General features: G+C 42.1%; 11 protein-coding genes and 1 tRNA gene. 7 read left to right on the top strand and 5 right to left on the bottom strand.

Going from position 1 to position 13,450, the window contains the following annotated elements; all coding sequences use genetic code 11:
* Positions 1-23: 23 nt before the first annotated feature.
* A complete protein-coding gene (locus B9T29_RS12155; protein ID WP_086176176.1) occupies positions 24-398 on the bottom strand; it encodes a diacylglycerol kinase in 375 nt (124 codons plus the stop codon).
* Between the two features lie 304 nt (positions 399-702).
* Here B9T29_RS12155 and B9T29_RS12150 point away from each other — a divergent pair, with 304 nt between their 5' ends.
* Both B9T29_RS12150 and B9T29_RS12145 read left to right on the top strand, forming a co-directional pair.
* Entirely contained in the window at positions 703-3,798 is a 3,096-nt protein-coding gene (locus B9T29_RS12150) for a multidrug efflux RND transporter permease subunit (protein ID WP_086176175.1), read from the top strand.
* A gap of 176 nt (positions 3,799-3,974) precedes the next feature.
* The gene (locus B9T29_RS12145) at positions 3,975-4,559 is read left to right on the top strand and encodes a DUF4112 domain-containing protein (RefSeq protein WP_086176228.1); all 585 of its coding nucleotides are present in this window, start codon (positions 3,975-3,977) and stop codon (positions 4,557-4,559) included.
* 172 nt (positions 4,560-4,731) lie between these two features.
* On the opposite strand, the gene htpX is transcribed toward B9T29_RS12145, so the two are convergent.
* A complete protein-coding gene (htpX, locus tag B9T29_RS12140; protein WP_086176174.1) occupies positions 4,732-5,637 on the bottom strand; it encodes a protease HtpX in 906 nt (301 codons plus the stop codon).
* A gap of 135 nt (positions 5,638-5,772) precedes the next feature.
* Positions 5,773-6,639: a lytic transglycosylase domain-containing protein gene (locus B9T29_RS12135; protein ID WP_086176173.1), complete on the bottom strand. Its 867-nt coding sequence runs from the start codon at positions 6,637-6,639 to the stop codon at positions 5,773-5,775.
* Positions 6,640-7,137: 498 nt separating this feature from the next.
* On the opposite strand from B9T29_RS12135, the gene ttcA reads away from it, so the two are divergent.
* The gene (ttcA, locus tag B9T29_RS12130; protein WP_086176172.1) at positions 7,138-8,061 is read left to right on the top strand and encodes a tRNA 2-thiocytidine(32) synthetase TtcA; all 924 of its coding nucleotides are present in this window, start codon (positions 7,138-7,140) and stop codon (positions 8,059-8,061) included.
* 225 nt (positions 8,062-8,286) lie between these two features.
* Complete coding sequence (locus tag B9T29_RS12125; RefSeq protein WP_086176171.1) at positions 8,287-8,670, top strand: SCP2 sterol-binding domain-containing protein; 384 nt, start codon at positions 8,287-8,289, stop codon at positions 8,668-8,670.
* A gap of 72 nt (positions 8,671-8,742) precedes the next feature.
* On the opposite strand, the gene B9T29_RS12120 is transcribed toward B9T29_RS12125, so the two are convergent.
* On the bottom strand, positions 8,743-9,852 hold the full coding sequence (locus B9T29_RS12120) for a transglycosylase SLT domain-containing protein (protein WP_086176170.1): 1,110 nt from the start codon (positions 9,850-9,852) through the stop codon (positions 8,743-8,745).
* Positions 9,853-10,216: 364 nt separating this feature from the next.
* Between B9T29_RS12120 and greB the strand changes: the two genes are divergently transcribed.
* On the top strand, positions 10,217-10,711 hold the full coding sequence (greB, locus tag B9T29_RS12115) for a transcription elongation factor GreB (protein WP_086176169.1): 495 nt from the start codon (positions 10,217-10,219) through the stop codon (positions 10,709-10,711).
* A 90-nt stretch (positions 10,712-10,801) separates the two neighbouring features.
* A tRNA-Ser gene (locus B9T29_RS12110) sits at positions 10,802-10,891 on the top strand.
* A gap of 107 nt (positions 10,892-10,998) precedes the next feature.
* Here B9T29_RS12110 and B9T29_RS12105 read toward each other — a convergent pair.
* A complete protein-coding gene (locus tag B9T29_RS12105) occupies positions 10,999-11,961 on the bottom strand; it encodes a LysR substrate-binding domain-containing protein (RefSeq protein ID WP_086176168.1) in 963 nt (320 codons plus the stop codon).
* 260 nt (positions 11,962-12,221) lie between these two features.
* Here B9T29_RS12105 and B9T29_RS12100 point away from each other — a divergent pair, with 260 nt between their 5' ends.
* The gene (locus B9T29_RS12100) at positions 12,222-13,445 is read left to right on the top strand and encodes an acyl-CoA dehydrogenase (protein ID WP_086176167.1); all 1,224 of its coding nucleotides are present in this window, start codon (positions 12,222-12,224) and stop codon (positions 13,443-13,445) included.
* Positions 13,446-13,450: the final 5 nt, after the last annotated feature.

The raw sequence follows: 13,450 nt of genomic DNA, 5'->3' as shown, positions 1-13,450 counted from the left end.
CCTAGATTAAAGACATAAAATAACTAGTGAATCAAAATAATCAGCCAAACAAAAAAGATTATGCTGAGGGAAACAAACTGCGCTGCACTGCCCATGTCCTTGGCATTCTTTGAAAGCGGATGTTTTTCTAATGAAATACGGTCGACCACGGCTTCAATGGCTGAATTGAATAATTCCACAATGAGTGCCAGCAAACAGACAGCCACCATGAGGGCTTGTTCAACGGCACTGACATCCAGAAAAAAGCTGACTGGAATTAAAATGGTATTAATGAATACGATCTGACGAAAAGCAGCTTCATGCATAAATGCTGCCTTAAAACCAGCCAGTGAATACTGGGTGGCATTGAATACACGCTTAACACCTGTTTTGCCTTTAAAAGGAGAATAAGAGTTCATTGCACTCAAACATTGACTAATTTGAGTCATTATATTCGATTTTACTTAATCTAAAATTAAATTAAAATATTGAAATAAAAACGTTAAAAATATGCACCATGAGCCAAGCTTCACAAGAGATAACGATTTAATATAAAAATTCCCTTCATATTTTCTCCTTATTTAAGGCAAAGTCTCATTTTTCTGTTAAATATGTTTGGCTTTTATACTTCTGTCATTGATGATCAATATCAAATAAATCATTTTAAGTATTCAATGATTGAGTTGAATTTTTTATACCTCACCCTTTAAGTGACCAGGACATATGCTGTCTAGATTTTTTATTCATCGACCGATTTTTGCAGGTGTTTTAGCCATTATCTTGATGGCTTTTGGTATTTTTGCGACGCTGAATTTACCCGTAGAGCGCTTTCCGGATATTGCTCCGCCACGTATTAGTGTAAGTGCCAGCTATAACGGCGCTTCGGCGGAAACGGTGGAAGAAAGTGTTACCCAGGTGCTGGAACAGCAAATTAAAGGCATTGATCATCTGCTTTATTTTAGTTCCAGCAGTGATTCCTCCGGGCGCAGCCGCATTAACATCAGTTTTGAAAATGGCACCGATCCGGATACGGCACAAGTTCAGGTGCAAAATGCGATTAATGGGGTGCTGAACCGTTTACCGGATGAAGTACAGCGTCAGGGAGTGAATGTATTCAAGTCACTGGGTGATACGCACATGGTCATTGGCCTGTACGATGCCACGGGTAAAAGTGATAGCATTGCCTTGTCCGATTATATGCAGACCCATCTGGAAGAAGATCTGGCACGCATAGACGGTATTGGTGAAGTCGATGTTTTTGGTTCGCAATATGCCATGCGTATCTGGCTGAATCCGTTAAAATTAAAACAATACAGTTTAATGCCGAGTGATATCCGCGCTGCGGTTGAAGCCCAAAATACCCAAGTCGCAGCTGGGGCGGTAGGGGATCTGCCGACAGTAGCAGACCAGTATTTAAATGCTAAAGTCACTTCTGGTTCACGTTTAAAAACCGTGCCAGAATTTGAAAATATCATTGTCAAATCTGCACGTGATGGCAGTTTTATCTATTTAAAAGATGTCGCTCGGGTTGAACTGGGGGCAGAAAATTATCAATCCTTTAATACCATCAACGGTTTTCCTTCTGCCGGGATGGGCATTTCGCTGGCTTCCGGTGCCAATGCCCTAGCGACTTCAGCACTGATTCAGGCTGAAGTGGATCAGATTTCGAAGCAGCTTCCTGAAGGCTATAAGCTGGTTTATCCGCGTGATAATACGCCCTTTGTCAAAGAATCGATTAAGGAAGTGGTGAAAACCCTGTTTGAAGCGGTATTGCTGGTGATTGCAGTGATGTTCCTGTTTCTGCAAAACTGGCGTGCAACGCTTATTCCCGCAATTACCGTACCTGTGGTACTGCTAGGAACAATGGCGATATTGTATGTGCTCGGCTTGAGTATCAATACATTAACCCTGTTTGCCCTGGTTCTGGCGATTGGGCTGCTGGTGGATGATGCCATTGTGGTGGTGGAGAATATTGAACGGCTGATGCATGAGAAAAATTTAACGGCTCAGCAGGCATCGATTGAATCCATGCAGGAAATTAGTGGGGCATTGGTCGGGATTACGCTGGTACTGACGGCCGTGTTTATTCCCATGGCATTTTTTGGCGGTTCAACCGGGGTGATTTACCGTCAGTTTTCCATTACCTTGGTCGCTGCCATGGCTTTATCTCTGGCTGTGGCGCTGGTATTAACGCCTGCTTTATGTGCCTTGATTTTAAAGCCTAATCCACAGCCTGCCCGATGGGCGGTCTGGTTTAACCAGAACCTGGATGGCTTAAAGCAGCGCTATCTTCAATTATCCACTTTAACCCTGCAGCATAAAGCCATTTGTCTGATGGTATTTGCTGCGTTGATCAGTGTGTTTGCCTTGTTTTATCGGGCTTTACCGACTAGCTTTATTCCCAGTGAAGATCAGGGCATTTTAAATGTGCAGTTTAAACTGGTGGATGGTGCACCAATGTCGAAAAGTTCTGAAATTGGTGAGCAGATTAGACAGTATTTTCTGGAAAATGAAAAAGATAATGTAAATCTGGTCATGGTTCGTTATGGCCGTAATGCTGCGGGAACCGGACAAAATTTAGGTCAGGGTTTTATTGCCTTAAAGCCCTGGGATGAGCGTTCCGGTAAAGAAAATTCAGCCCAAGCCATTCGGGAACGCGCCTTAAAGCATTTTAAGAAGAATCCGAATGCACAAATTAATGTGACCATGCCCGCTTCGGTCAGTGGTTTAGGTCAAACTGACGGGCTGGATTTCTGGATTCGTGACATCAATGGCCAAGGTCGTGCCTATCTGGATAGCCAGTTTAAGCAATTGCAGCAGCAGGCAAAACAATACCGCACTTTTGAAAATCTGGACAAACGTTCGAACCCTGATAAAGCAGGTCTAAAGGTGAACATTGACCAGAAACTGGCGATGGCAAATGGCCTGTCACAAACTGCCATAAACAGTACCTTGGCGAGCGCATGGGGCGGCAGCTATATCAATGATTTTATCGACCGCGGCCGGATTAAACGGGTGATGATGCAGGGCGATGCCGAATTTCGTTCTAAACCTGAAGACTTACAATACTGGTATGTGCGTAATGATTTAAATCAAATGGTGTCATTTAGAAATTTTGCCAATGTCAGCTGGAGTGGTGGGCCAGATGTGGTGAACCGTTATATGGGTTATACCGCATTGCAAATGGAAGCGGATACCGCCAAAGATATCAGTTCGGGCGTAGCAATGGGTGATGTAGAGCAGCTGGTTGCACAGCATCCGGGTATAGACGTGGCATGGAGCGGTTTATCCTATGAAGAAAAACGCTCGAGTAATCAGGCTTTATTGCTGTATGTGCTTTCCATTGGATTTATTTTTCTATGCCTAGCAGCACTGTATGAAAGCTGGTCTATTCCTACGGCGGTATTAAGTGCCATTCCTTTGGGCATTGGCGGTAACATCCTGTTCAGCTATTTTGTCGGTTTTCCAAATGACATTTATTTCCAGATTGCCTTGCTCACCACGATAGGCTTGTCCTGTAAAAATGCCATTTTAATTGCCGAGTTTGCTGCACTTGCGGAGCAGCAAGGTCGCAGTGTGATTGAGGCTGCGCTGGAAGGGGCAAGTCTGCGTTTACGCCCGATTCTGATGACTTCATTGGCTTTTGGTGCAGGGGTGATTCCCTTAGTATTTGCCTTTGGTGCAGGTGCAGCCAGCCGTCAGGAAATCGGGGTGAGTGTTTTAGGCGGTGTGATTTTTGCAACTTGCCTGGTGCTGATTTTTATTCCCTTTATGTATGTGCTGATTCGCACGCTATTTAAAGCCAAACCACAGGCATAATTTGATGTAATTCAATCCCTCTATATTCCTTTAGTAAAAAGGGGGATATAGAGTGGTTTTGTGTAGTACATAGTTCGTAGTTCACTCTCACTTGTTCATTACATCAATACACATCAATGCACAAAGATATGATGTAATCTCAATTATTTAGATGAATTATGTCTTGGGAACAGGCGATGTCTGAACAACCAAAAAAACTCAGCCAGCAAGAAGTCATACGTTTGGAACGGGATTTGGCCAAGTTTGCCAATATGATGGATTCGGTGGTTCGAATTCCATTTACCAAGCAGGGTGTCGGGGCGGATGCTGCCTTAAGTACCATTCCAGTGGCTGGAGATGTTGCCGGATTTGTACTGACTTGCTATGCCATTTATAAGGCCAAGAAAATTGGCGTGCCACAAAGCAAGCTGGCTCCAGTGCTGAGATTGGCCATGATGGATGCGGTGGTCGGTTTTATTCCAGTGCTGGGGACCATATTTGATGTGTTTATTCGCCCTAGCCGTAAAGCTCTGGCAATCGTACATGAGCATATACGTGAGGAATATCAGATTCGCAGTGAGTCGCATGTCACGCATCCCTTTTTACATGAACGTCTGGAGCACAAGCAGCAATATTCTGCTTTTTGGCGGAATCCTGTCGTGGCCTGGATCTGGCTGCATCTTCCTGATCTGTTGGGTGTTGTTTTTATCATTTTATTAATCATTGCCATGTGGTTGGGGTTCAGTTGGTTATGGCAATGGTGGCAAACATTGAATATTTAACGCCTTGCAAGATCAAGTAATCGATGATTTTTCTGTCTATATTGTGCATATGAGTAGCGTGCGTAATTGATTTCAATGACATTCTGTTGTATTGAATTTAGTCATAAAAAAAAGCCTCCATGACGGAGGCTTTTTATATTCCATTTATCTCAATAGATTAAGTTTAAACAGATTATGGACAATTTAACTGGTGTAATGCAGCCACACGTTGTTCAATGGTAGGGTGGGTTTGGAACAAAGCAGCCAGGCTAAAACCTTGTTCTTTACCTTCTGCAATTGCAAAGGCTTTCATTTCTTTCGGCATTTGATCAGGTAATTCTGATTCTGCCTGTAAACGCAATAATGCAGAAATCATCGCTTGTTTACCCGCTAAACGTGCTCCGGCTTCATCGGCACGATATTCGCGCTGACGTGAGAACCACATGACGATAGAAGATGCCAAAATACCAAATACAATATCCAGTACCATGGTAATACCAAAGTAAGCCAAGCCCGGTGCTTCGCCGTCTTCACGACCAAACACGTTACGGTCAATAAAGTCACCAACGACACGTGCAAAGAACATGACGAAGGCATTGACGACGCCTTGAATCAAGGCAAGAGTCACCATGTCGCCATTGGCAACGTGACCAATTTCATGCGCAAGTACCGCACGAAGTTCGTCTTTGTTCATTCGTTCGAGTAAACCCGTTGAAACGGCGACTAAAGCGTCGTTTTTGTTCCAGCCTGTAGCAAAAGCATTGGACTGATAAGAAGGGAAAATACCCACTTCTGGCATGTTAATACCAGCGCGTTGCGACAATTGTGCAACTTCTTGTAATAACCATGCTTCTGCTTGGTTACGAGGCGCATTCGGGTCAATTAATTCTGTGCCAGTGGTTTTTTTCGCCATCCATTTTGACATGAACAGGGAAATGAGAGAGCCAACCATACCAAAGACAAAACAGATGACCATTAGGTTGCCTAGATTTAAGCCACCCGCGCCATGGTAACTACCGACACCGAAGAGTGACAAAATAATGCCAGCTACAACCAGTACCGCGAGGTTGGTAAGCAAGAACAAACCAATCCGCATCATTGAGAAAATCCTCTTATAATAAAAAAATAATCTGATTTATGAATCAAAAATCGTCTTAGTAAATATGAGGTGTAAGTCTTAAAAATTCAAGGAAAAATTAAGGAAACTCTAAAATGATGCAGTTTCTAAAACAATTTAATTATCAACAATTGAAATTCTTGCAGAAGCTGTCGCATGTGCCGTGGCATACGAGCCGGGGGCATCGGTGAAACTGCCATCGGATGCCATGATAATTTGACGCTGGGAACTATAACGAGGGGCTGCATGTGATGAAGCGGATTTATCATTGTCGGATTGGGCAACAATTTTTCCGGCATCGGAACCAGATTTTGTTGAATTTGAGCTATGACCCAAGCCATTGGCATATAAGTTGCTGAAACGGCTGCTCACGCGTCTGACATAATCTTGTGTTTCTTTGAACGGAGGAACACCGCCATATTTGGTGACATTGCCTTCACCGGCATTATAACTGGCTAATACCAGCGAGGTATTACCGTTAAAGCGTTTCATCAGCCAAGCCAGGTATTTTGCTCCACCCATAATGTTTTGTTGCGGGTCAAAAGCATTTGAAACATTAAAGCGTCGTGCAGTCGCCGGCATGAGCTGCATCAGTCCCTGGGCACCCACAGGCGAGCGTGCATTGACATTAAAACCAGATTCGGTATGCATCACGGCTTTAATCAGACCTTCAGATATTCCATGCTGAGTAGCAGCCTGTTTAATCAGGGGATCAAAGACATTTTTATTGCGACTATAACTTGGAAGTACCGAAGCTTCAGATGAACCCCAGTTACTATAGCTATGGATATTGCTGTCTGGGTAATACGTCTTTTTTTCGACTTTAAGATGGTTATAACGATTTTTTTTATTGGTGAGCAAGGTCGTACCATTCGAATCTTTTAACTGATAAATGGTTTCACCGGCATAACAGCTCGTTGCAACAGAATGAACTGCCACAAACCCCAAAAAATAAAGTCCAGTTTTTACAAAGTTATTTTTCATTTTTATAGATAGAAAACATCTGTTCCAAACAGTACAAGTGGAGTTTAACAAAAAAAAACAAGTTAGAAAGCATTACTCCATTAATTTCACCACTAATTTGTAAAAATCAAGTACTGTTTGTAGAGATAGTAATCAAAAAAAATTTAATTTTTTTTTAATCAGGATAACTTGACACATATAAGCTGTTGATTTTAAATAAAAACAAAATTGATCAAAAGATGATCAATTTAAATAGAAGCCTTAACTTGCAGGTCAGACACCTTGTCAAGTGTTTTAAAATCCACAAAGTTATCCACAGGTTTTGTGGACAACTGTGGAAAAGTACAAATGGCAAGCATCGTGGCTATTTTTTGAACTGCTAAGGTCAAAATAAATATCAGGGTTTTAGATGAAAAGGATAGTAATAAGCAATTTGCAGAAATTACATTCTTTTGGTGCGATGTGGGGCTGAATCGGATAAAATTGCGCGGTATTTTTATTTATGGGTAAATCTCGTCTATGTACTCGCCAGTTGAGTCCGAACAAGGATTTAATTTCAAACCAGAACTGCCAACTAGCTCGGCATATTACCGTTTGTTGAAAAAGCTTCGCCGTCAAGTCGGTCATGCCATTCGTGATTTTAAAATGATCGAAGATGGCGACAAGGTAATGGTCTGTATTTCTGGTGGTAAAGACAGTTATACCTTGCTGGATATTTTGTTGCAGTTCAAACGCATTGCACCGATCAATTTTGATGTGGTTGCAGTCAACCTTGACCAAAAGCAGCCAGGTTTCCCTGAAGATGTCTTGCCACGTTATTTAGAAGAAAATAACATTCCTTATTATATTCTGGAAAAAGACACTTACAGCATTACCAAAAAACTGACCCCTGAAGGTAAAACCTACTGTGCAGTGTGTTCACGTTTACGTCGTGGTTCATTGTATGGATTTGCGCAGGAAATTGGCGCAACCAAAGTGGCTTTAGGTCATCATCGTGATGACATTATGGCCACTTTCTTCCTGAACCTGTTCCATGGCGGCAGCTTGAAGGCGATGCCACCAAAACTGTTGTCTTCTGACAAAAAGAATATCCTGATTCGTCCACTGGCTTATGTGGAAGAAAAAGACATTATTAAATATGCAGAAATGCGTCAGTTCCCGATTATTCCGTGTAACTTGTGTGGTTCACAGGAAAACTTGCAGCGTGCCATGATCAACAATATGTTGCGTGAATGGGATGCACAATATCCGAAACGTTTACACAGTATTTTTGGTGCCATGCAGAATGTATCGCCTTCACAATTGGCCGACCGTGAATTGTTTGACTTTGAAGCTTTAGATGCGCAACGTGAAATTGATTTCACTGGCAGTTGTTCAACTGAAGAAGAAGAAGGGCAAAGCAAACGTATCAATATGGTCAATTTAGGTTTTGCTGCCGACTAAGATGGTTTTTAGACACCAATTTCAGGATTGGTGTCTATTTTATATAACTTTATATATCTGATTTACTTAAGAAATGTATCAAAAATATAAAAATTGAACGCATCGTACAAAAAACGTTAAGCAGAAAACAATTTTACATGCTATAACAAGCTTCAAGCAAAATAGCTTCACAAAGATGTTGTCTGGATAGGCGACACCAATGGACAAATAAATTGAGGAAAGATCATGCCTGCCTTTTTAACTGATGATTGGTTTTCAACTGTAGAAACATTAACTGCGCAAGCCGGTGATTTAAACTTGCCACCTGCACTTGCAAATTTAGCCATCAACTTGGTGGTATCTGATGCCCAAGGCAATACAGAATTGTCTCTTGATGGTGGTGCAATCAAAAAAGGTCTATCTTCAAATGCGAAAACCACGTTGAACATGGATGGGGAAACTTTGCGTAAAGTCTTCCTGGAATTTGATATGGCTGCTGCAATGCAGGCATTCATGACCGGTAAAATTAAAGTTCAGGGTGATATGTCACAATTGATGGCTTTACAAACAGCCAAGCCAAGCCAAGAACAAAAAGATTTATTCAAGAAAGTGCTTGAACAAACCGCTTAAGTCTTTATAACTAATATCTAGTGCAATAAAAAAGCTTACCCAAGGGTAAGCTTTTTTTGTATTTAGAAGAGATTAAATATTCACTAACTCTGAAGTCTTAATATGTTCTAAATAGGCACGAATGCGTGTTACATATTGCACTGCTTGACGGTAACGGCCATTGCTGGCTTTATTACGTTCTAAATAACCATACAGGTTGACCCAGTTATTCGGGTCTTGACCTTGTGCATGGATTTTATCTTGAATCTGATCCACTGCACCTGGCCCCATATTATAAGCAACCAGGGCATACCAGTTACGGTCAGGCAAAGGTACGTCTGAATAACGGCTCAGCATCTGGTCGTAATATTTCGCACCCCCTTCAATACTTTGTGCCGGATCGGTTCGGTTACTGACACCCATGGCCTTTGCTGTACCATTGGTTAGCATCATCAAACCGCGCACGCCTGTTGGTGAAACAGAATTAGGTTTCAGGTAGGACTCCTGATAACCAATTGCTGCCAATAAGTGCCAGTCCAGATCATATTTTGCAGCGGTATTTTTAAAGCTGGCCTTATAAATCGGCATGCGCTGATTCAGATCACGCTGAATGTTATCCCATGATTGTTCTTCTACTACATTCCGATTATAGAATGAAGCCAATCGGCGAATTGAACCAGACTGTTTACCTTGACAGACAAAACCACTTGCAGTTTGAGTCAATGGATCATTGGCATGCTTAAATACCCAGTTCAGATTGGTGTTTAGGCCATTTTGCTGCAAGCTGCTGATATCACCGCAGGTTGCAGAAAAAGAAGTTAAATGCTTTTGCTCGATAGTACGCACATCTGCAGTTGTCATGGCAAAATTGGCTTTACCTTGTGCAACCCATTTCAATGCGGTGGCATTATCCGGCACAGTTTTAAACACCAGCTTAACATTCAAGCTGTTGGCATAGTTGCGCGCCAGGTCATAACCAAAACCATGTTGGTGTGAACCATCTTGAAATATTGTGGTTGGATTTTCAACTGAAACCACAGTCAGCTGTTTACCATCGACCACAGAATCATATTGGTAAGATTTACTTGCATTGATACTGTGGAACGGAATTAATGCAGTCGTAAATGCAAGAATTTTTAATGAGAGAGAAGAAGTTAATGAGTTAAGGCAAAGCCTCACTCCAGAAGTTGAACTACTGTGCATGGTGTCTCCGCTACAAGTAATTTATGCCCTAAAAAGCAAAGGCAAACAGGCCTCAGACTTTTGCAAGTTTGATAAATTCAATAAGGGTTGGGCACATGACGTCATTCAAAAAATGACATTGGATTAAAAGGAGAATAATGTAGAATTTCTACATAGATTAAAAATTAAGCGATCTAAAAACATGCGCGCATAATACGGCTGAAAAATAAGCTTGTCAAATTTTGTACGAAAAATTTTAGAGAAATATAACATAACAAATTAATTTTATTGAAGAATTAATTTTATAAACTTTAGTTGTGTGTAAATACGGGATAGAATAGCCCATTCTTGTAAGCAAAATGTAAGCAGAACTTCAAAAAACATCATGAAATCTAACTTAATTACACGTACTGGTCATGACAAACTGGTCGCAGAATTACAACATTTATGGCATGAAGAACGGCCTGAAATTACCAAAAAAGTGAACTGGGCGGCGAGTCTCGGGGATCGATCGGAAAATGCTGACTACCAGTACAATAAGCAAATTTTACGTAAGATCGACCGTCGTGTTCGTTACTTGGGTAAACGTTTAGAAGAGCTCAAAATTATTGATTTTTCCCCTGAGCAAGAGGGCAAAGTGTATTTCGGTGCCTGGGTGGAAATCGAGAACGAAGACGGTGAGAAAAAAAACCTGCGTATTGTGGGTGTGGATGAAATTTATGATCATCACCCACAGAATATTTCTATTGATTCACCCATGGCACGGGCTTTATTGGGCAAGCAGGTAGATGATGAAGTACAGGTACTGACACCCTTAGGTAAAAAGCTGTGGTATGTGAATGAAATTCGTTATGAAAAGCCTGAAAATTCAGCAAATTAATGCGTTTTGTTTTTATTTTAAGCGGTTGATAAGAAAAATATAGAAAAGTATTTGCCAAGATGGGATTTTATTTATATTATAGCCGCCATTGGAAGCGTGGCAGAGCGGTTTAATGCACCGGTCTTGAAAACCGACGAGGGTGCGAGTCCTCCGTGAGTTCGAATCTCACCGCTTCCGCCAAATTCAAAAGCCCCTGTGAAAACAGGGGCTTTTTTAATGCCTGTTCAAAATAAACCATCCTATAAAAATACATTTAGATATGTCTCTATATCGACTTTTTCTCATGCTCATGGATGGGTTTTATCTTGGTTTTTATACGATGAAATCAGTAATTCCTGTTGCATCCAGTCGACAAATTTTTGGATTAAAGGCGAGCTTTCCTGGCTGGAATGCACCAGATAATAGGCACGGCGACCTTCCAGTTTTTTAGTGGAGGCTATTACCAATTTTTTTTCCTTTAATTCCTGTTCAATCAGCATTTGAGGAATTAAAGCCATGCCCATGCCATGATTGGCCGCTACAGCCAGCATGGAAAACAATTCATGCCGCTGTCCTTCAAAGGGATTGGTGTGCTTGATTTGATGATGTGCAAACCATTCTTCCCAAATGCTGGGGCGGGTGGTTTGTTGCAGCAAAGGAAGTTGAACCAGTTGCTCGGCAGTTAAATCAAAACTCATCTCATTCAGCATTACAGCATCAGGATAATATTTTCGAATCAGCGCAGGTGAACATACCGGAACCACATCTTCATGCATTAAATAATGGGTTTGCGTGCCGGGCCAGTGTTCAACCTGCTGCAATGTACCGGCATAAATGGCAGCATCGAAGATATTTTCATTAAATAAAAATGGCTTGGTACTGGTTTCCAGATGTACGGTAATTTCAGGATGAATGGCATTAAAACGATGTAATTTCGGCAATAACCAGCGCGTGGCAAAGGTCGGAACCACGCCCAGCTTGAGCGTTCCGCCTAGACCCTTATGTGACATGATATCCAGCGTACTTTGTTCCAAACCCCTTAAATAAGGAGTGATGGTTTTATAATATTGCTGTCCGGCATGGGTCAGTTCTACGCCGTGACGGGTACGGGTAAACAAACTCACGCCTAAAAAGTCTTCCAGTTGCTGGATTTGCCGGGAAACCGCACTTTGGGTAATAAACAGTTCCTGAGATGCGTGGGTATAACTGGCATGCTTCGCGGCAGATTCAAAGCATAACAAGCCCTGTAATGAAGGAATACTTCGACGCATGGATCAGTCCTTTAATCGTGCAGATATTTCAAAATGACATAATTTAAACCAGCGCCCATTCTACTTTAGTCTTGAAAATCATTTAATCATGTAGTTGATTCAGTGCTCTAAGCTGTGAAAATTAATCATGAAGCATTCAGGTATGCAAAAACAGAATATCTACATGCAAATTTATCGTTTGAAAGGATGATCATTCACACATAGCATCGAACTCAAAGTAGAACACTTACAACGAAAACTGATCTCAAGCAGAGGAAGCGATGAATCAAATGGTCAATACTAAAAAACCGGTTAAAGCGCAATTCAATTGGCAAGATCCATTTTTACTGGAACAGCAATTGACTGCAGAAGAGCGCATGATTCGTGATAGCGCTCATGCCTACTGCCAGGAACGTTTACAACCTCGGGTACTTGAACAGTTCCGCCATGAAAAAACCGATCCAGCAATTTTCCGTGAGATGGGGGAGCTTGGCCTATTGGGTCCAACCATTCCTGAACAATACGGCGGTGCAGGGCTGAATTATGTCAGTTATGGTTTAGTGGCACGTGAAATTGAATATGTCGATTCAGGCTACCGTTCTATGGCCAGCGTACAAAGCTCGCTGGTCATGGTGCCAATTAATGAATTTGGTTCTGAAGAACAAAAGCAAAAGTACCTACCTAAACTTGCTACAGGTGAATACATCGGCTGTTTTGGTTTGACTGAACCGGATCATGGTTCTGACCCGGGCAGCATGATTAGCCGTGCCAAAAAAGTCGACGGTGGTTACCGTTTAACCGGCGCGAAAATGTGGATTACCAATAGTCCAATTGCAGATGTATTTGTGGTTTGGGCCAAAGAAGTATCACCTGAAGGCAATGTCGGTGATATCCGCGGTTTTATTTTGGAAAAAGGCTGGGAAGGGCTGTCTGCACCTGCGATTCACGGTAAGGTGGGTTTACGTGCTTCGATTACCGGGGAAATCGTGATGGATAATGTTTTTGTTCCGGAAGAAAATGCCTTTCCTGAAGTGCGTGGCTTAAAAGGTCCGTTTACCTGTCTGAACAGTGCGCGTTATGGAATTGCTTGGGGTGCCATGGGCGCAGCGGAATTCTGCTGGCACACTGCGCATCAGTACACCATGGACCGTAAACAGTTTGGTCGTCCTTTGGCTGCCAATCAGCTGGTTCAGAAGAAACTGGCCGATATGCAAACAGAAATTGCCTTAGGTTTACAAGCTGCACTTCGTTTTGGCCGCATGAAAGATGAAGGCATTGCAGCGGTTGAAGGTACATCACTCATCAAGCGTAATAACTGCGGTAAAGCCTTGGATATTGCGCGTGTAGCACGTGACATGATGGGCGGCAACGGTATCAGTGATGAATTCGGCGTGGCGCGTCATCTGGTGAATCTGGAAGTGGTGAATACCTATGAAGGTACACATGATGTACATGCGCTGATTCTAGGCCGAGCACAAACCGGCATTGCCGCATTTTGTAACTAATTCAT

This window comes from Acinetobacter sp. ANC 3903 (assembly GCF_002135315.1).
In the GTDB taxonomy this organism is placed as follows: Bacteria; Pseudomonadota; Gammaproteobacteria; order Pseudomonadales; family Moraxellaceae; genus Acinetobacter.
Note: the sequence above shows the minus strand (reverse complement) of the source record. Positions and strands in the feature narration are given on the sequence as shown.